Annotated in this window: 16 protein-coding genes; all 16 read left to right on the top strand. The window is 70.6% G+C overall.

What is annotated here, in order from left to right; all coding sequences use genetic code 11:
- Window positions 1-349: 349 nt before the first annotated feature.
- From HUA74_RS42575 to HUA74_RS42500, 16 genes are read left to right on the top strand one after another with little or no spacing between them, the layout of a single operon-like run.
- On the top strand, window positions 350-1,876 hold the full coding sequence (locus HUA74_RS42575) for a phage tail sheath C-terminal domain-containing protein (protein ID WP_174459157.1): 1,527 nt from the start codon (window positions 350-352) through the stop codon (window positions 1,874-1,876).
- Window positions 1,877-1,890: 14 nt separating this feature from the next.
- Window positions 1,891-2,418 carry a phage tail protein gene (locus HUA74_RS42570; protein ID WP_174459156.1) on the top strand — a complete coding sequence of 176 codons (528 nt, stop codon included), beginning with the start codon at window positions 1,891-1,893 and terminating at the stop codon, window positions 2,416-2,418.
- Window positions 2,419-2,432: 14 nt separating this feature from the next.
- The gene (locus tag HUA74_RS42565) at window positions 2,433-3,164 is read left to right on the top strand and encodes a phage baseplate protein (RefSeq protein WP_174459155.1); all 732 of its coding nucleotides are present in this window, start codon (window positions 2,433-2,435) and stop codon (window positions 3,162-3,164) included.
- Window positions 3,161-4,309, top strand: coding sequence for a hypothetical protein (locus HUA74_RS42560; RefSeq protein WP_174459154.1), 1,149 nt, complete (start codon window positions 3,161-3,163; stop codon window positions 4,307-4,309). The genes HUA74_RS42565 and HUA74_RS42560 overlap by 4 nt, the downstream gene beginning before the upstream one ends.
- Window positions 4,306-5,508: a DUF4255 domain-containing protein gene (locus HUA74_RS42555; RefSeq protein ID WP_174459153.1), complete on the top strand. Its 1,203-nt coding sequence runs from the start codon at window positions 4,306-4,308 to the stop codon at window positions 5,506-5,508. Before HUA74_RS42560 ends, HUA74_RS42555 begins: the two co-directional genes overlap by 4 nt.
- Window positions 5,505-7,499, top strand: coding sequence for an ATP-binding protein (locus HUA74_RS42550; RefSeq protein ID WP_174459152.1), 1,995 nt, complete (start codon window positions 5,505-5,507; stop codon window positions 7,497-7,499). The genes HUA74_RS42555 and HUA74_RS42550 overlap by 4 nt, the downstream gene beginning before the upstream one ends.
- Entirely contained in the window at window positions 7,496-7,759 is a 264-nt protein-coding gene (locus HUA74_RS42545; RefSeq protein ID WP_174459151.1) for a hypothetical protein, read from the top strand. The genes HUA74_RS42550 and HUA74_RS42545 overlap by 4 nt, the downstream gene beginning before the upstream one ends.
- 4 nt (window positions 7,760-7,763) lie before the next feature.
- Complete coding sequence (locus HUA74_RS42540) at window positions 7,764-8,408, top strand: hypothetical protein (RefSeq protein ID WP_141646219.1); 645 nt, start codon at window positions 7,764-7,766, stop codon at window positions 8,406-8,408.
- Between the two features lie 24 nt (window positions 8,409-8,432).
- On the top strand, window positions 8,433-8,723 hold the full coding sequence (locus HUA74_RS42535; RefSeq protein ID WP_141646218.1) for a hypothetical protein: 291 nt from the start codon (window positions 8,433-8,435) through the stop codon (window positions 8,721-8,723).
- A 7-nt stretch (window positions 8,724-8,730) separates the two neighbouring features.
- Entirely contained in the window at window positions 8,731-9,873 is a 1,143-nt protein-coding gene (locus HUA74_RS42530) for a hypothetical protein (RefSeq protein ID WP_174459150.1), read from the top strand.
- On the top strand, window positions 9,870-10,418 hold the full coding sequence (locus HUA74_RS42525; RefSeq protein WP_141646216.1) for a phage baseplate assembly protein V: 549 nt from the start codon (window positions 9,870-9,872) through the stop codon (window positions 10,416-10,418). Before HUA74_RS42530 ends, HUA74_RS42525 begins: the two co-directional genes overlap by 4 nt.
- Window positions 10,419-10,420: 2 nt before the next feature.
- Window positions 10,421-10,744, top strand: a complete 324-nt coding sequence (locus HUA74_RS42520; RefSeq protein WP_141646215.1) for a hypothetical protein — start codon at window positions 10,421-10,423, stop codon at window positions 10,742-10,744.
- Window positions 10,745-10,747: 3 nt separating this feature from the next.
- On the top strand, window positions 10,748-11,104 hold the full coding sequence (locus tag HUA74_RS42515; RefSeq protein ID WP_141646214.1) for a GPW/gp25 family protein: 357 nt from the start codon (window positions 10,748-10,750) through the stop codon (window positions 11,102-11,104).
- A 1-nt stretch (window position 11,105) separates the two neighbouring features.
- The gene (locus HUA74_RS42510; RefSeq protein WP_174459149.1) at window positions 11,106-13,709 is read left to right on the top strand and encodes a putative baseplate assembly protein; all 2,604 of its coding nucleotides are present in this window, start codon (window positions 11,106-11,108) and stop codon (window positions 13,707-13,709) included.
- Window positions 13,706-16,288 carry a putative baseplate assembly protein gene (locus HUA74_RS46995; RefSeq protein WP_174459148.1) on the top strand — a complete coding sequence of 861 codons (2,583 nt, stop codon included), beginning with the start codon at window positions 13,706-13,708 and terminating at the stop codon, window positions 16,286-16,288. The genes HUA74_RS42510 and HUA74_RS46995 overlap by 4 nt, the downstream gene beginning before the upstream one ends.
- Window positions 16,285-18,477, top strand: a complete 2,193-nt coding sequence (locus tag HUA74_RS42500) for a hypothetical protein (RefSeq protein ID WP_141646211.1) — start codon at window positions 16,285-16,287, stop codon at window positions 18,475-18,477. Before HUA74_RS46995 ends, HUA74_RS42500 begins: the two co-directional genes overlap by 4 nt.
- Window positions 18,478-18,479 lie beyond the last annotated feature (2 nt).

Genomic DNA, 18,479 nt, shown 5'->3' with positions numbered 1-18,479 from the left:
TCATACCTCTGTATTGGATTGGCAATACCCACCCAACCCGTGACACATCGAGCCAACTACGTATGATCCACTAGACCGGAATGAATGACTTTCCGTCGGGTTTCTGGCACAGTCTCAATACGACGTTGAGGAAGCTCGTAACAGGCTTCCGGTAGCGAGGGGGGTCGACCGGTTTCACGCGCATGGATTTGCCGCCACGGCATCAGTTGCCGTCCTCCCCATACAGACGGATGTGACACAGCCGTACGGGGTGCCCCCGTGAACACGGGAGTGCGCCGTGCGCAGGAAGGGCTCTTGCCTCGCGACGTGAGGGGCGGAGTTGACGAACCCGCAGAGGGAGGAGTCGTCCATGCCGGCAGCTCTCAGTTATCCGGGCGTCTATATCGAGGAAGTTCCCAGTGGGGTCCGCACCATCACCGGGGTTCCCACATCGATTACCGCCTTCGTGGGACGCGCGCAGCGCGGGCCGGTGAACGAGCCGGTCATCTGCAACGGGTACGGCGACTTCGAGCGCTCCTTCGGAAGCCTGTGGGAAGACAGCTCGATGAGCTACGCCGTCCGCGACTTCTTCCTCAATGGAGGCGGTCAGGCCGTCATCGTCCGACTGGACAACGGCGGTGAGACGGCGGAGCTGAACCTCACCAACTCCGGCAACACGACGCTGCTGGCCGCGAACCCGGGCGCCTGGGGCGGCAAGCTCAGCGTGGTGGTGGACCACAACACGAAGAAGACCGGCGACCCGGCCGTCGACGCGCTGCTCTTCAACCTCACCATCACCGACACGGGCACCCGCGCGGTGGAGAAGTTCATCAACCTCTCCATCGACCCGGCCAGTCCCCGCTACTTCCCCACCGTGCTGGAGCAGGGCTCCGCCCTCGTCCGCGTGGGCACGCTGCCCAACCCCGCCGTGCGCCCCGAGGAAGGCCCGAAGACGCCCGCACCCGCGGACCAGGGCACGGATGGCGCCACGCTGACCATCACCCAGTTCACCACCGGCCCGAACCTGCGCACCAACAAGGAGGGGCTGTACGCGCTGGAGAAGGTGGATGTCTTCAACCTGCTGTGCATCTCCCCGCACGCGCTGGACGGAGACATCGAGCCGGGGCTTGCGACGGACGCGGCGGCCTACTGCGAGGAGCGGCGCGCCGTCTTCATCGCGGACCCGCCCGTGGCCTGGGACAGCGTCGCGGACGCGGTCTCCGGCTTCAACAGCAGCAGCCTGCGCAGCAAGAACGCGGCCCTCTACTTCCCGCGACTGGTCCAGGCCAACCCGCTGCGTGAGAACCAGCTGGAGGTCTTCGCCCCCTGCGGCGCGGTGGCCGGGGTCATCGCCCGCACGGACACCCAGCGGGGCGTGTGGAAGGCTCCCGCGGGCCTGGACTCGCTCCTGACGGGCGTGCCGAAGCTGAGCGTGCCCCTCACGGACCAGGAGAACGGCCAGCTCAACCCGCTGGGCGTCAACTGCCTGCGCTCGCTGCCGGCCGCGGGCCGCGTGGTGTGGGGCGCGCGCACCACGCGCGGCAATGACCTGCTGGCCGACGAGTGGAAGTACCTGCCGGTGCGCCGGCTGGCGCTCTACATCGAGGAGAGCCTCTTCCGGGGCATCCAGTGGGTCGTCTTCGAGCCCAACGACGAGCCGCTCTGGTCGCAGATCCGCCTCAACGTGGGCGCCTTCATGCAGAACCTCTTCCGGCAGGGGGCCTTCCAGGGCCAGTCGCCCCGCGATGCGTACTTCGTCAAGTGCGACAAGGAGACCACCACGCAGAACGACATCAACCTCGGCGTGGTCAACATCGTCGTGGGCTTCGCGCCGCTCAAGCCGGCCGAGTTCGTCGTCCTCAAGCTCCAGCAGATGGCCGGCCAGGTCGCGGCGTAAAGGAGACCCATTCCATGGCTCAGTTCAGCGTCAACGCTCTGCGTTTCGACCCGTACAAGAACTTCAAGTTCCGCGTGAAGTGGGATGGCCGCTACGTCGCGGGGGTCAGCAAGGTGGGCGCGCTCAAGCGCACCACGGAGGTCGTCAAGCACCGCGAGGGTGGCGACCCCAGCAGCAGCCGCAAGTCCCCGGGCCGCAGCGAGTACGAGGCCCTCACCCTGGAGCGCGGCGTCACCCACGACACCGAGTTCGAGCGGTGGGCCAACAAGGTCTGGAACTACGGCTCCGGCCTGGGCGCCGAGGTGTCCCTCAAGGACTTCCGCAAGGACATCATCCTGGAGGTCTACAACGAGGCCGGACAGCTCGCCATCTCCTACAAGCTCTTCCGCTGCTGGGTGTCGGAGTACCAGGCGATGCCGGACCTGGATGCCAACGCCAACGCGGTGGCCATCCAGACGCTCAAGCTGGAGAACGAGGGCTGGGAGCGCGACTACGACATCACCGAGCCCACCGAGCCCAGCTTCAACGAGCCCAACCCCTGACCCGCTGAGGCTCCATGCGCTCGCTGACGGCTTCTGAGCTGCTGGGCGCATGGGAGGCGGGCCACCCGCACTCCGCGCCCGGACGCGCGCTCGCGCTCCTGTGCGCCGCGTGGCCGGAGCGGAGTCCGGGAGAGCTGGCGCGGCTCCCGGTCGGCGTCCGGGACTCGCTGCTGTTGGCGGCGCGAGAAGGCACGTTCGGCTCAACGCTCGTGGGGCTGGTGTCGTGTCCGCCGTGCGGTGAGCAGGTGGAGCTGGCCTTCGAGGTGGGTGACATCCAGGTGCCGCAGGGCGCTCCTCCGCCGGAGGTGCTGGAGGTGGAGCACGCGGGCCACGCGGTGCGGTTCCGGTTGCCGGACAGCCGGGACCTGGCGGCGCTCGCGGCGGGACGCGGCGGCGCGGGGCGAGAGGGCGTGCTGGCGCGGTGTGTGGTGGAGGCACATCGGGAGGGGGCACACGTGGACACAAGGGCGCTGCCGGAGGACGTGATTCGCGCCATCGCCGACGCGATGGAGACCGCGGACCCGCAGGCCCGGGTGGAGCTGTCCACCACGTGTCCCGCCTGCGGGCACCACTGGCTCGCGGCGTTCGACATCGCCGAGTTCTTCTGGAGGGAAGTGGAGGCGTGGGCCCAGCGCACCCTGCGCGACGTGCACACGCTGGCAAGACAGTACGGCTGGTCCGAGGAGCACATCCTGGGGATGAGCCCGTGGAAGCGGCAGCGCTACCTGGAGCTTGCGGGGACATGAGCGACTACTTGAGCCATCTGGTGGCACGTCAGTACCGCCCCACCGAGGGTGTCCGGCCGCGCATCACCTCGTACTTCGCACCCGAGGCGCAGGCCGTGGAGCGAGACGAGGCGTCCCTCGTCCGCGTTGACACGGAGCACGAGCAACCCGGCGCCCTGCCCCGCGCCCCCATCGGTCCAGTCCGGCCCCGACGCGAACCTTGGAGCGTGGTGGGGCAAACTCTCTCGGAGGCGCGGAGCACGGACCGCCCGGGCCCCGTCGGGACTCCCGGCACCGTCGAGCCGGGGAGCTTCCCGCGTGGCGGGACACGGGGCGCATTGAGCCAGGTGCTCGACACGTCTCGCCGCGCGCCAGGTTCAGGGCCCGACGAGGCACAGTCAGAGGGGATGGGCCCGCGCGAGGGGAGCGTCCCCAGTCCCACCGGAGTCGCGGCGGCGTCCCACTGGCGCGTCGACGAGGCACCGGGCCGCGCGGAGCAGGAGGCGCCGACGGGCGCGCCCTCCCTCCCGTTCGAGTCACGCGCGAGTTCGCTCGCGACTCCCACCAACTCCGTCATCCAGCGCAGCGTCGTCGCTCATGGGGACTCGCCAGCGCACGCGGCGTCGCCTCTCACCGAGAGACTCGTTGCGGGTGCGGCACCGCGCGCGGACCTTCGCTCCGTGGCGCCGACGACACCCGGGGCCGTGACTCCAACGAGGAGCCCTGACGCATTCGCCGCGGTGCAGGTGGAGCACGCGAGGGACGGACAGGGGGCTGTCGCGCGGCCCTCCAGCGCACCGGCGGAGTCCCCGTTGGAGCAGGAGCGCTCGCGCACCTTCACGACTTCGGAGCAGGGTCCGTTCGACGCGCGACCTGTCACGTCGGCGGTGGGGCGCGCCCGGGCCCTGAGCGTGGCGCTGGAGACGTCGGCACCCGCTCCGTCCGCGCGGTCCTCCACGGGGACGACGCGGCAGGAGTCGGCCGAGAGTCCGGCTTCGAGGAACACGTCGCTGGCCCCCGCAGAACCGGTCATCCAGGTCACCATCGGCCGCATCGAGGTCCGCGCGGTGACGCCCGCCGCGCCCGCCAGGAGCGCGCCCACGCGGCCCTCACCGTCGCCGTCGCTCGAGGAGTACCTCGCGCGCCGCAACGGAGGTGGACGGTGAGCAACTCCCTCTCCATCGCCACGGTGACGGCGACGCTCCGCACGCTCCTCTTCAACCACCTCCAGGTGGACACCCCGGACGTCGCGGTGACGACGCTGCCTCCGGACAAGGCTCGGGCCCGCGACGCCACCCACCACCAGCTCAACCTCTTCCTCTTCCAGGTGAGCCACGACGTCTCGCTGCGCAACATGGAGTTCCCGCCGAAGTCGAAGCCCGGCGAGTCCGGCTTCCCGCCCCTCGCCCTGCGCTTGACGTACGTGCTCACGCCCTACGCGCCGTCCGACGACGACGTGGAGAGCCACAAGCTGCTGGGCAAGGCGATGAACGTCCTTCACGACCATCCGCTGCTCGGGTCCGAGGAGCTGCGCGTCGCGGTGCCCGGCAATGACCTGTACCGACAGGTTGAACGCGTGCGCATCACCTCGGAGCCGCTTTCGCTGGAGGAGCTCTCCAAGCTCTGGACCATGTTCCAGACGCAGTACCGCGTGTCCGTCGTCTACCAGGCCTCGGTGGTGCTCATCGAGAGCACGCGCCCGCACCGCGCGCCCCTGCCCGTGCTGCGGCCGGTGCTGACCGTCCTGCCCGACACGCTGCCGCCCTTTCCACTCCTCGAAGCCGTCACGCCGCCGCAGCAACAGGCGAGCGCGCGGCTGGGGGACGTGCTGGTCCTCACCGGGCAGTACCTCGCAGGGGGCACCGTGGGGGTGCGCTTCTCCCATCCGCGCTGGACCGCGCCGGTGACCCGGCCCGCCACGGACGTCACGGCCTCGCGACTGACGGTGGCCATTCCGAACGACGCTGTCGGCTGGCCCTCGGGCACCTATGGGGTGTCCGTGGTCATCACCGACGCGAACAATGTGGAGCACACCACCTCCGCGCTGCCGCTGACGCTCGCGCCCCGCCTCACCTCCATCACCCCCAACCCCGCCCCGCGCGGACCCGGCGACGAGGTGACGCTCACCCTCACCTTCCAGCCTCGGGCCCGCCCGGAGCAGCGCGTCTCTTTGCTCCTCGGCGGCAAGGAAGTGCCCGCCCCGGAGCGCGCCGTGCCGGTGGACAGCATCAGCTTCACCGCGCGGGACGTCTCCGCCGGTGACCACTTCGTCCGGCTGCGGGTGGACGGCGTGGACTCGCTCCTCATCGACCGGACCCAGACGCCCCCGGTGTTCGACGTGTCCCAGCGGGTGACCGTCACATGAACCTCCCGCTCCCGCACTCCTGGCAGGCAGCCAACCAGCGACAGCTCGCCGCCGCGCTCACCGTGGTGCGCGCGCGATTGCTCCAGCATGCGCTCGTCCAGCAAGAGGGGCCGCCCGAGCAAGTCCGGGACGTCGAGGCCGCCCTCGCCGCGCTCACCGAGGCCGAGTCGATGATGCCGGCGCCCTCCGCGCTGGAGAGTCTGTGCGACGCCTTCCGGCTGTCGGCCTTCGAGCGCGACCTCCTGCTGTGCTGCGCCAGCCTGGAGCTGGGCACGGGCTTCGGTCCCCTGTTCGCCGCGATGAACGGGGACCCGCGTCGGACGTGGCCGACCTTCGGACTGGCCCTGGCCGCGCTGCCCGGAGCGCACTGGAGCGCGCTGACACCCGTGGCGGCGCTGCGGCGCTGGGAGCTGGTGTCCCTGGCCCCGGGCGAGCAACTCACCACCAGCCCGCTGCGCATCGACGAGCGCATCCTCCACTACCTCGCGGGCCTGTCGTACCTGGACCGGAGGCTGCAGGAGTTCCTCACGCCCGTGCCCGTGCCGGGAGCCCTGCCGCCCTCACACCAGGAGCTCGCGGAGCGCCTGCGTCGGCTGTGGGAGCGCGAGCCCTCGGCGGGCGCGCCCTCTCCCGTGGTCCAGCTCTGTGGCGTGGAGCCGGAAGGAGCCCAGGCCATCGCCAGCGCCGCGTGCGCGTCCCTGGGCCTCCAGCTCCACGTGGCCCGCGCGGGCCTGCTTCCCTCGGGCGCGGAGGAGCGGGCGACGCTCGCCCGACTGTGGGAGCGCGAGGCGCTGCTCCTGGGGAGCGGCCTGCTGCTGGAGTGTGACGAGAGCACCGGAGCCGAAGCCCTCCGACTGGCCACGGCCTTCGCGGAGCGGCTCCAGGGCATGGTGCTCATCTCCGCCCGGGAGCCCCTGCGACTGCGCCACCGGGCCTCGCTCCAGTTGGACGTGAAGCGGCCCACGCGTGGAGAGCAGCAGGTGCTCTGGATGCAGGCGCTCGGCGCGGAGGCGGCTGTCCCGCTCAATGGCGCACTGGAGCGCGTCACCACGCAGTTCGACCTGCCCCTGCGGTCCATCCGCGCCGCCAGCCTCGAGGTCCACGAGCGAGGCCCCTTCCAGGAGGAGGCCTCGCTGGGCGCCGCGCTGTGGGCCGCCTGCCGCGTGCAGTCGCGTCCCCGCCTGGAGGAACTGGCGCAGCGGCTGGAGCCCATGGCGGGCTGGGACGACCTGGTGATGCCCGCGGACAAGAAGGCCATCCTCCGGGAGATTTGCGCCAGCGTGCGGCAGCGCACGCGCGTGTACGAGACGTGGGGCTTCGCCGCGCGCGGCATGCGGGGCCTGGGCATCAGCGCGCTGTTCTCCGGCGCCAGCGGCACGGGCAAGACGATGGCGGCGGAGGTGCTCGCGCTGGAGCTGGGGCTGGACGTCTACCGCATCGACCTCAGCCAGGTGGTCAGCAAGTACATCGGCGAGACGGAGAAGAACCTGCGCCGCGTGTTCGACGCCGCCCAGGAAGGTGGCGCCATCCTCCTGTTCGACGAGGCGGACGCCCTCTTCGGCAAGCGCACCGAGGTGCGCGACAGCCATGACCGCTACGCCAACATCGAGGTGAGCTACCTGCTCCAGCAGATGGAGGCCTACAGCGGGCTGGCCATCCTCACCACGAACATGAAGGACGCGCTGGACACGGCCTTCCTGCGCCGGCTGCGCTTCGTGTTGCAGTTCCCCTTCCCGGACGCCGCCCAGCGCGCGGAAATCTGGCGGCGCATGTTCCCCGCCGCCACGCCCACCGAGGGCCTGGACATGACGCGGCTGGCCCGGCTCAGCGTCACCGGCGGAAACATCCGCACCATCGCCCTCAACGCCGCCTTCCTGGCCGCCGACGCCAACGAGCCGGTGCGGATGGGCCACCTCCAGCGCGCGGTGCGCTCGGAGTTCAGCAAGCTCGACAAGCCCTTGGCGGAAGCCGAGGTCTCGGGGTGGACATGACGCCACGACGCATCCGCCTGCACATCGACGAGCTGGTGCTCCACGGCATCGCCCCCGCCCACCGCGAGCAGGTGGGAGAGGCCGTGCGACAGGAGCTCACGCGGCTGCTCGCGACAGAGGGGCTGCCACAAGGGCTTGCCGGCGGCGAGGTGGCCCGGCTGGACGCGGGCGCGGTGCATGTGACGCCGCACGCGGCGCCCCAGTCGCTGGGCGCGCAGGTGGCGCGGGCCGTGTACTCGGGCCTGGGACAGGGGAAGTGACGGCATGAGTTCGTTCCCACGCACACCCCGCACGCAGCGAGGCGCCATCGTCGCGGTGGACCCGTTCAACCCCGTCGCGAGCCTGGTGGTGTTCCAATACAACCCGGACACGATGACGCGCACGCTGACGCCCCAGATGTCGGGCGACGGCGGCAATGACCGCACGGAGGCCCTGCGGCTCGCGGGTCCTCCGGTGGAGAACATCCGGGTGGACGTGGAGATAGACGCCACGGACCAGCTCGCCAATGGCGACCCCATCGCAGGGAGCCTGGGCATCTACCCCCAGCTCTCCTCGCTGGAGATGCTCATCTACCCCAAGTCGGCGCAGGTCATCCTCAACGCGGTGCTGATGCAGGTGGGCACGCTGGAAGTGGTGCCCGCCACCGCGCCGTTGACGCTCTTCATCTGGGGCCCCAAGCGGGTGCTGCCCGTGAAGCTCACGGAGTTCACCATCACCGAGGAAGCGTTCGACCCGAACCTCAATCCCATCCGCGCCAAGGTGTCCCTGGGGCTGCGCGTCCTCTCCTACAACGACCTGCCCCTCTTGCACCCCGGCTACGCCCTCTTCCTCACGCACCAGGTCGTCAAGGAGGCCATGGCCGTCGTCGGCAGCATCTCCGGCGTCGCCAATGCCTCGCTGCCACGCTGAGCGCCACGCCTCACGGGAGCTTTCATGCTCGACCCCACCAGCCGCTACGCCTCCCTGGAAACCGCCACCCTCACGCTCCCCGACGGGCGCGTGGCGGCCTACAAGCGCCGCCGCTTCATCCCCGCGGGCAATGCCCTGAAGGTCCTCGCCGAAGTCACCGTCACCGAAGGGGACAGGCTCGACCTGCTCACCCACCGCACGCTGGGAGACCCGGAGCACTTCTGGCGCGTCTGCGACGCCAACGACACGCTCAACCCCTTCGACCTGATGCGCGAGACGGGCTCCGTGGTGCGCATCGCCATGCCGGAATTCTGAGCGCGCGATGAGCCTGCTGGGAATCCACCTCACCCTGATGCTGGGCCCCACCGTGGCGGTGCCCGCGCCCGCGTCGTTCATGGAGTCCCTCCAGAACGTGGAGGTCACCCACAACGACGAGGGCCGCTCGGGCTTCCAGCTCACGTTCGGCGTGGGCCGCTCGGGCCCCATGCACCTCCTGGATTACGGGCTGGTGGGCCACCCGCTGCTCAAGCCCATGAACCGCGTGGTGCTGCTCGTCACCTTCAACGTGATTCCGCAGGTGCTCTTCGACGGGCTCATCACCCACCGCACGCTCACCCCGTCACAGCAGCCCGGCGCCTCCACGCTCACAATCACAGGAGAGGACATCAGCACCGCCATGGACCTGGACCAGAAGGTCCACGAGCACCCGGCCCAGGTGGAGCCCATCATCATCGCGCAGCTCGTCCTGAGCTACGCGCAGTACGGCCTGATTCCCGTCATCATCCCGCCGCCCTCGCTGGACGTGCCGCTGCCCATCTACCGCACGCCCGTCTTCCGAGGCACCGACTACGCCTACCTCCAGGAGATGGCGAGCCGCTACGGCTACGTCTTCCAGGTGACGCCCGGCCCCGCGCCGCTGACCAACACCGCGTACTGGGGCCCACCCAACCGGCTGGGCATTCCCCAGCGGGCCCTGTCGGTGAACCTGGGCGCGCAGACGAACGTCGACTCCATCAACTTCCAGTACAACGCGCTCGCGTCCACGTCCGTGAGCGGGCAGGCCATCGCCTTCGGCCGGGCGCTCCCGGTGAAGACCTTCGCGAGCCTGCGCGTGCCCCCGCTGGCCAGCCGGCCCGCGCTGCTGTCGCAGTCCCGCGTGCGCACCTCGCTGCTCGAGGACGTGCCGGACGGGGCGGGCTACATCGCGGCCTTCGCCCAGGCGCAGGGCCAGACGGATGCGTCCACGGACCAGGTGCTCACGGGCTCCGGGGAGCTGGATGCCACGCGCTACGGCGACATGCTGCGCCCGCGAGGCCTGGTGGGTGTGCGCGGCGCGGGCTTCGAACACGACGGCTTCTTCTACGTGCGCAACGTCACGCACTCCATCCGCCCCGGTGAATACAAGCAGCGCTTCACGCTCACGCGTGAGGGGACCGGAGCGCTCACCCCAGTGGTGCCGCCATGAGCACGTACTTCGGGAAGTACCGCGGCGAGGTGGTCAACAACATCGACCCGCTGATGATGGGCCGCGTGCAGGTGAAGGTCCCCACCGTGCTGGGCGACAGCCAGCTCGGCTGGGCCATGCCGTGCATGCCCTATGGCGGCAGCGGCAAGGGCTTCTTCGCGGTGCCGCCCACGGGCGCAAAGGTCTGGGTGGAGTTCGAGCGCGGAGACCTCAACTACCCCATCGTCGCCGGCTGCTTCTGGGGCGAGGGCGAGGCCCCGGCCACCCCCGGCCTGCCCACCACCAAGGTGTGGAAGACGGACGCCATCACCCTGAAGCTCGACGACCTGCCCGGCGCGGGCGGGCTGACCATCGAGGTGAGCCCTCCGGCCGTGCCCATGCCGCTCAAGGCCACCTTCACGGCGGCTGGCATCGAAATCGACCACGGGGGGACGGCCAAGGTGGTGCTCAGCGCCACCGGCATCGAGCTGTCGTTCGGCGCCGCCAACATCAAGCTCGGTCCCACGGGCGTCAACGTCAACAACGGCGCGCTGGAGGTCATCTAGCCATGGGAGCCTTCTTCCTCCACGTCGGAGCCACGGTGATGTGTCCGCACGGGGGCCAGATGCAGACCACGCCCGGCAATCCCCGCGTCAAGGTGGGCGGCCAGCCCGTGGCCACCATGGCGGACCAGTATCTCGTGACCGGATGCCCCTTCCCGCCGCAGACGAGTGGCCCCTGCGTGCAGGTGAAGTGGCTGGTGCCCGCCGTGCGCGTGCGCGCGGGAGGCCAGTTCGTCATCCTGCAGAACAGCGTGGGGATGTCCATTGGCGCCGCGCCCCTGGGACCGCCCCAGGTGGTGATGACGCAGGTCCGGGTGAAGGGAACCTGAGCCATGCACATCGCCTTCCCATACCGATTGGATGGACGGGGCCGCACGGCGGACGCGGACCTGGACACGCACGTGCGGCACCTGATTGAGCAGGTGCTCTTCACCTCGCCGGGCGAGCGCGTCAACCGGCCCACGTTCGGCACCGGACTGGGGCAGCTCGTCTTCGCGCCCAACAGCTCGGAGCTGGCCACCGCCACGCAGTTCCTGGTGCAGGGCGCGCTCCAACAGTGGCTAGGAGACCTCATCCAGGTGGAGGCCGTGGAGACGCTCAGCGTGGAGGCCACCCTCCAGGTGACGGTGCGGTACGTGGTGCGCCGCACGCAGCAGCGTCAGACGGCCCGGTTCACGAGGGAGCTCTGACATGGGCGCGCGCTACATCTGCAAGAGCGAGCAGCGACGCCGGCTGGTGGAGGCCCACGCCACCTTCAACGGCATCGACTATCTGGAGGTGCTCGACGAGGACGCGGAGGCGCTCGGCCTGGAGCGCCAGCGGACGCTATGGGTGCGCTGCTACAAGCCGCTGCCCGCGACCCTGAACGCGGACAACGTCTCCATCACCGGAGGCGTGCGGCTCAAGGACATCGGCGTGGCCCTGGCCTTCCGCATGGACCAGGCGCCGCCGGACCCACTCACCACCGCCGCCGAGCGCGCCGAGTACACGCGGCGCAAGGAGCTGGACGAGGCCAACGGCACGCACGAGACGGAGCAGACGCTGGTGGTGCGCACCACCTCCTCGGGCGACTTCTCCACGTACACGCTGGCGCTGCTCCGGGGCTTCCTGGACACGGTGCCGCCCGCGGACTTCGACGCGCCCCTGTCCCGCGTGGACTTCACCTTCAAGGTGGAGTGTCCGAGCGAGTTCGACTGCGCCCCGCCGAAGCACCCCGACGCACCCTCGGGCGAGGACCCGCCCATCGACTACCTCACGCGGGACTACGCCAGCTTCCGGCGCCTGCTGTTGGACAGGCTGTCGGAGGTGACGCCGCAGTGGAAGGAGCGCAACCCCGCGGACCTGGGCGTGACGCTGGTGGAGCTGATGGCCTACTCGGCCGACTACCTCAGCTACTACCAGGACGCGGTGGCCACCGAGGCGTACCTGGGCACCGCGCGGAAGCGCACCTCCGTGCGTCGCCACGCGAAGCTCCTGGACTACCCCATGCACGACGGCGGCAACGCGCGCGCGTGGGTGACGGTGCAGGTGGCTTCCGGCGCGGAAGGCTGGGCCCTGCCCGGGCCCACCGACGTGACGCCTGGCGCGATGTTCGTCACCACCGTGGATGCTCCTCGCGTGCTCGATGCACGGCAACTCCAGGCGGCCGTGACGGCGGGCGCGGAGGTGTTCGAGTCGCTCCACCCCGCCACCCTCCATTCCGGCCATGGCCGCATCGTCTTCCACACCTGGGGCGAGGACCGGTGCTGTCTGCCCCAGGGCGCCACCGCCGCCACGCTCCTGAATCCTCCCTTCGACTCCGACCCGGCGCAGCGGGTGATGACTCCGAAGAACTTCACGCCCGGGCTGGTGCTGCTGCTGGAAGAGGTGCGCAGCCCGGAGACCGGACGCGTGGTGGACGCCGAGCCGTCGCGCCGCCACGCCGTGCGGCTGACGCAGGTGGAGTTCACCCGCGACCCGCTGATGGACCTGGACGTGGTGGAGGTGGCGTGGGGCCCCGAGGACGCGCTGCCCTTCGAGCTGTGCCTGTGGAGCGTGGGCGTTCCGCTGGACTCCACGGGTGAGACAGAGGACCCACCAGGACAGGCCGCGCCGGTGAGCGTGGCGCGCGGCAACGTGGTGCTGGTGGACCACGGCCGCACGCTGACGGACGAGCTGCCCACCGTGTCCGTCGAGGGCCGCTACCGTCCCAGGCTCGCGCGTGGGCCGCTCACCCAGGTGTCCCGGGTGGATGGGCGCCGCGCGGTGGACCCCACGGCCTCCGCGGCGGCGGCGGCGCTGCGCACGCCCGCCGAAGAGGCGCTGCCCGCCATCTGGTTGCGAGAAGCGGAGAGCGGGCGGGTGTGGACGCCCCGTCGCACGCTGCTCAACAGCGGCCGGTTCAGCCGAGAGTTCGTCGCCGAGGTCGAGGACGACGGCCGGGCCCGGCTGCGCTTCGGGGACAACGTGCTCGGCGAGCGCCCCAGCCCCGACGTGGCGGTGTCGGCGACATATCGCATCGGCAACGGCACCTCCGGGAACGTGGGCTCGGAGTCCATCTCCCACCTGTACTCGCCGGTGGGCGGCGACTGGCGCGCTGCCATCCTGCGCGTGCGCAACCCGCTGCCCGCCCGGGGCGGCGTGGAGCCAGAGTCCGTGGAGCGGGTGCGCGTCAACGCGCCAGAGGCCTTCCGCGTCCAGCAGCGCGCGGTGACGGAGGACGACTACGCGGAGGTGGCCCAGCGCCACCCCGAGGTGCAGCGCGCGGTGGGCAGCCTGCGGTGGACGGGGAGCTGGCACACCATGTTCGTCACCGTGGACCGGCGCGGCGGCTTCCCCGTGGACGCGGACTTCTCCGAGCGGCTCACCGCGTTCCTGGAGCGCTTCCGCCTCGCGGGCTACGACTTGCGCGTCGACGCGCCCCTCTTCGTCCCGTTGGACATCGCCATGACGGTCTGCGTGTCGCCGGGATATCTCGCCGCCAACGTGAAGGCCGCGCTGCTGGAGGCCTTCAGCACGGCGGAGCTGCCGGGCGGACAGCGCGGCTTCTTCCACCCGGACAACTTCTCCTTCGGCCAGCCCGTGTACCTGAGCCAGCTCGTCGCCACGGCCATGAAGGTCCCCGGGGTGGCGTGGGTGGAGACGGAGGACGCGCCGGGCAAGCCGCAGCGCTTCCGCCGCTTCGGACAGGTGCCGCGCGACGAGTGGAAGGACGGGCTCATCGCCATGGAGCGGCTGGAGATCGCCCGGCTCGACAATGACCCGAGCCAGCCCGAGAACGGGCAGCTCGACTTCTTCATGCAGGGGGGCCTGTGAGCACTTCAGCCAAGGGCCCGGGGGACTGCGAGGCGTGTGAGGACCGGGGCCCGCCGGAGCCCACGCCGCTCTACAACCGGCCGGGACAACCCGCGCTCGCGTATCGCATCGGCACGCACTCCAGCTTCTTCCAGCGCATGCTGGCGCGACTGCCGACGGAGTTCCTCCCGGACGGAGAGTTCCAGGGCACCCGGCCCCTGGCCTCGCTGTCCACGCGCAGTCCGGAGGACCTGTCCATCGCGCTGCTGGATGCGTGGGCCACGGCCGCGGACGTGCTGACCTTCTACCAGGAGCGCATCGCCAACGAGGGCTTCCTGCGCACCGCCACGGAGCGGCGCTCGGTGCTGGAGCTAGCGCGGCAGCTTGGCTACGAGCTCAAGCCCGGCGTCGCCGCCAGCACGTACCTGGTCTTCACCGTGGAGACGGCGCCCGGCGCGCCCACGCGGGTGACGGTGCCCGTGGGCGTGCAGGTGCTCAGCATCCCCGGACAGGACGCGAGGCCGCAGACCTTCGAGACGACGGAGGCGATGGAGGCGCGCGCGGAGTGGAACGTCCTCAAGGTGCCCAGGACGCGGCCTCAAGAGCTGCTGCGCGGCGAGGACACGCTCTATCTCCAGGGCATCCAGCCCGGAATCCAACCGGGAGACGCCCTGCTGCTCGTGGGCGAGGAGCGGGAGACGGTTCCCGGCAGCGAGCAGTGGGACTTGCGCTGGGTGACGCGCGTCACCCGGGTGACGAACCCGACGGAGCCGGCGCTCAACCACACCGTGGTGCAGTGGGAGCCGGGGCTGGGCAGCGACACGCCTCGCGTGGACCCGGCGGACCATCCGCGCGCCTATGTGCTGCGGCTGCGAGGCAACCTCTTCGGCTACAACGCGCCGTCCTTCAAGGCGATGCCGGAGGACATCAAGAAGCTCTACAACCCGGACTACAGGCCCGGCGACAATCGCTTCACCCAGTGGCCCCACTTCGAGAACCAGACGGCCGTCCAGGGCATCGTCGACCTGGACCGCGAGTACCCCACGCTCGTGCTCGGAAGCTGGGTGGCGCTCTGGAAGTCCAAGTACATGGAGCTGTATCGCATCACCGACATCCAGCCCTGGGCGCGTGAGGACTTCACGATGAACGCCAAGGTGTCGCGCCTCACGTTCGACACCAACGAGCACCTGTCCTACTTCCCGCTGCGCAGCACCGTCGTCCTCGCGCAGAGCGAGGAACTGCCCATTGGCGAGATGCCCCGGACGGACCCGGTGGGCGGCAATGACATCGAGCTGGACCGCGCGGTGGAGGGCCTGGAGCCGGGTCACGTGCTGCTCGTCGAGGGCCGCCCCTACCGGGAGACCTCCGAGTCAGGGGAATGGGTCCGCGAGGTGGTGGTGCTGGACCGCGCGGAGCCGCTGGCGAATGGACGCACGCGACTGGTGCTGACGGAGGAGCTGTCCACGCAGTTGGTGCGCTCCACCGTCAGCATCTACGGCAACGTGCTGCCCTCCACGCATGGCGAGACGGTGCGCGAGGTGCTCGGGGGCGGAGATGGCTCGCGCATGCTCCAGCGCTTCGTGCTGCGCAAGCCTCCTCTCACCCACGTGCCCGCGCCCACCGATACGGGTGGGGAGAGCACGCTGGAGGTCCGTGTCAACGGCGTGCTCTGGAAGGAGGTGCCCACCCTCTTCGGCCAGGACGCGCGCGCCGAGGTCTACATGGTGCGCATCCAGGACGACAGCTCCGTGGTGGTGACCTTCGGCGACGGCGTGTCCGGCGCACGGCTGCCCACGGGCCAGGAGAACGTGACGGCGGTGTACCGCTCCGGCATCGGCCCGGAGGGCGAGGTGGACCGGGGACAACTGGCGCTGCTCAAGGTGAGGCCGCTGGGCATCCGCGAGGTCACCAACCCGCTCCCGGCCACCGGCGCCGCCGCGCCCGAGTCTCGCGACGACGCGCGCGCCAATGCTCCGGCCTCCGTGCTGACGCTGCGCCGCGTGGTGTCGCTGCAGGACTACGAGGACTTCGCCGCGACGTTCGCCGGCATCGGCAAGGCCCAGGCGGCGGACCTGACCAACGGCGAGCGCATCCTCGTCCACGTCACCGTCGCCGCGAAGAGCGGTGGGCCGGTGGCCGAGGACTCCCTGCTCTACGAGAGCCTGAAGGAAGCGCTGCGCACGCACCACGACCCGGTCCGCCAGTTCGCGCTCTCCTCGTACGAGCAGCTCTACTTCGCGATGGAGGCCCGGCTGCGGCTGGACGCGCGGTACCTGCCCGAGGACGTGCTGGCTCGCGCGGAGGCCGCGCTGCGCGACGCCTTCTCGTTCGAGCGGCGGAAGTTCGCCCAGGCGGTGAGCGGCGCGGAAATCATCCGCGTCCTCCAGGACGTGCCCGGCGTGGTGATGGTGGACCTGGAGCGGCTGCACCCGACGACGCCCGCGGTGCCAGCCCAGAAACTGTTCTCGCTGCTCAGGGCCCGGGGCGCGCGGTGGGAGGGCACGACGCTCCGGCCCGCGCAGCTGCTCCTGTTGGACCCTTCGCTCCAGGGTGAAAACCGGGGCGTGACGCTCGTCGTGGAGTCGGAGGTGAGCCCGTGAGCCCCTCGCCGCAGGACAGGCTGTACAAGCTGCTGCCGGCCATCCACCGCGCCAAGGACACGCTCCAGGGCGAGCCCCTGCGCGCGCTGCTGGCCGTCATGGAGCGCGAGTTCCTGGCGCTCGAGGAGGACATCGGCCAGCTCCACGACAACTGGTTCATCGAGACGTGCCAGGAGTGGGTGGTGCCGTACATCGGCGACCTGCTCAAGGTGCGCGATCTGGTGCCGGTGGACCCGGGCCTCTTCAGCCAGCGCGCCTATGTGGCCAACTCCCTGGCCTACCGGCGGCGCAAGGGCACCGCGGCCATGCTGGAGCAGCTCGCGCGCGACGTGACGGGCTGGCCCGCGCGCGCGGTGGAGTTCTTCCAGCGCGTGGGCACCACCCAGCACGTCAACCACCCGCGCCCCACGAGCCTGCGCACCCCGGACCTGAGAGATTCGAACGCGCTGGAGCTGGTGGGCTCGCCCTTCGAGGACGCGACGCGCACGGTGGACGTGCGCCACATCGACAACCAGCGCGGCAAGCACAACCTCCCCAACGTCGGCCTCTTCCTGTGGCGACTGGAGGCGTATCCCGTGGTGCTCGCGCCCGCGTTCCGCGTGCTCCCCGGCTCGGAGCCCGGCGCCACGGAAGCGGGCCTCTTCCGCTTCAACGTCCTGGGCAGCGACACCCACCTGTTCAACCTGCCGCAGTCGGAGACCACGCTCAGCTCGCTCGCCGGAGAGCTGAACGTGCCCGGCCCGCTGCGCCGCCGCCCGCTGTACGACGAGCTGGAGGCCCGCCGCGCCGCGCTCGCGCAGGACCGGACGCCGGAGCAGCTCGCCTTTGGCGCCGCGCCCCCCTTCTCGCTCCACCGCGAGACGGCGCCGGACACGCTCGAGGAAGTGTCCCCGGATGAAATCGTCATCTGCGACCTGTCCACCTGGCACCGCCCCGCCGCCACCCTCCCCTATCCAGGCACCGACCCGAACGCCCCACCGGTGAACCGGGACATCCTCGTCGCGGTGGACCCGGTCCTCGGCCGGCTGGCCTTCGCGCAGGGCCGGCCCGTGCCCGACACGCTGTACGTGAGCTACGCCTACGGCTTCAGCAGCGAGGTGGGCGGCGGCTTCTATGACCGGCAGGAGACGCTCCTCCCCCTGGAGCAGCGTGACGCCTACCGCGTGGACACGCGGGCCGGCCCCTTCACCTCCGTGCAACTGGCCACGGACACGAGCGCCGCGAGCGCGGACGCGCTGGTGGAGGTGCTCGACAGTGAGCGCTATCCGCTGACCACGCTGAACGTCGCGTCCAGCGCGCGCCTGGAGCTGCGGGCCGCCAACCTCCAGCGCCCGGTCCTCGACCTCCAGGGCGGACGGTGCGTGGTGCGGCTGGGCAAGGGCGCCACGCTGGTGCTCAGCGGACTGCTGGTGCGCGGTGGCGTGCTGGAGGTGTACGCCGCCGACAACGCCACCCTGGACCTGCGGCACTGCACGCTGGTCCCCGGGCGGGACTTGATGCCCGACGGACAGCCGCGCACCCAGGCGCCGAGCCTCGTCGTGCGAGGAGCGAAGGACGGCGACTGCACCGTCCTCTTGAGCCGCTGCATCACCGGGCCGATTCAAACGGGCCGCGCCTCCACGCTCCGGCTGGAGGACTGCATCGTGGACGGGTTGGGAGGCCTGGCGCTCCAGCCGCTGCCACCCCTGCCGGGGCCAGTGGAGGATCCGCCGGTGGAGTCCTACGAAGGCGCCGGCAGGACGGGCGCGCTGCACGTGCTGGCCAGCACGGTGCTGGGGGGCGTGGAGGCCACCGTGCTGGTACTCGGCAGCGACTCGCTCTTCACCGGCCGGGTCGACGTGGTGCAGCGGCAGGAAGGCTGCGTGCGCTTCTCGTACGTGCCGCCGGGCTCGCGCGTGCCCCAGCGCTTCCGGTGCCAGCCCGCCTACGCCGAGGACGCGCCCGACGACGTGCGCCTGGAAGTGGAGCGGCGCGTGAAGCCCGTCTTCACGTCGGACCGCTATGGAGACCCCGGCTACTGCCAGCTCCGGGATGACACCGACTCCGGCATCCGCCGGGGCGCGAGCGACGAGGGGGAGATGGGCGTGTTCCACCACCTTCAACAACCGCAGCGCGAGGCCAACCTCCGCGCCAGCTTGACTGACTACCTGCGCTTCGGACTCGAAGCCGGGTTCTTCTTCGTGACCTGAGG

This window comes from Myxococcus sp. CA051A, assembly GCF_013336705.1.
In the GTDB taxonomy this organism is placed as follows: domain Bacteria; phylum Myxococcota; class Myxococcia; order Myxococcales; family Myxococcaceae; genus Myxococcus; species Myxococcus llanfairpwllgwyngyllgogerychwyrndrobwllllantysiliogogogochensis.
Note: the sequence above shows the minus strand (reverse complement) of the source record. Positions and strands in the feature narration are given on the sequence as shown.

Excerpts from the sequence above, each read along its gene's own strand:
- HUA74_RS42575 (WP_174459157.1), top strand. The coding sequence starts at position 350 with ATGCCGGCAGCTCTCAGTTATCCGGGCGTCTATATCGAGGAAGTTCCC.
- HUA74_RS42570 (WP_174459156.1), top strand. The coding sequence starts at position 1,891 with ATGGCTCAGTTCAGCGTCAACGCTCTGCGTTTCGACCCGTACAAGAAC.
- HUA74_RS42565 (WP_174459155.1), top strand. The coding sequence starts at position 2,433 with ATGCGCTCGCTGACGGCTTCTGAGCTGCTGGGCGCATGGGAGGCGGGC.
- HUA74_RS42560 (WP_174459154.1), top strand. The coding sequence starts at position 3,161 with ATGAGCGACTACTTGAGCCATCTGGTGGCACGTCAGTACCGCCCCACC.
- HUA74_RS42550 (WP_174459152.1), top strand. The coding sequence starts at position 5,505 with ATGAACCTCCCGCTCCCGCACTCCTGGCAGGCAGCCAACCAGCGACAG.
- HUA74_RS42545 (WP_174459151.1), top strand. The coding sequence starts at position 7,496 with ATGACGCCACGACGCATCCGCCTGCACATCGACGAGCTGGTGCTCCAC.
- HUA74_RS42540 (WP_141646219.1), top strand. The coding sequence starts at position 7,764 with ATGAGTTCGTTCCCACGCACACCCCGCACGCAGCGAGGCGCCATCGTC.
- HUA74_RS42535 (WP_141646218.1), top strand. The coding sequence starts at position 8,433 with ATGCTCGACCCCACCAGCCGCTACGCCTCCCTGGAAACCGCCACCCTC.
- HUA74_RS42530 (WP_174459150.1), top strand. The coding sequence starts at position 8,731 with ATGAGCCTGCTGGGAATCCACCTCACCCTGATGCTGGGCCCCACCGTG.
- HUA74_RS42525 (WP_141646216.1), top strand. The coding sequence starts at position 9,870 with ATGAGCACGTACTTCGGGAAGTACCGCGGCGAGGTGGTCAACAACATC.
- HUA74_RS42520 (WP_141646215.1), top strand. The coding sequence starts at position 10,421 with ATGGGAGCCTTCTTCCTCCACGTCGGAGCCACGGTGATGTGTCCGCAC.
- HUA74_RS42515 (WP_141646214.1), top strand. The coding sequence starts at position 10,748 with ATGCACATCGCCTTCCCATACCGATTGGATGGACGGGGCCGCACGGCG.
- HUA74_RS42510 (WP_174459149.1), top strand. The coding sequence starts at position 11,106 with ATGGGCGCGCGCTACATCTGCAAGAGCGAGCAGCGACGCCGGCTGGTG.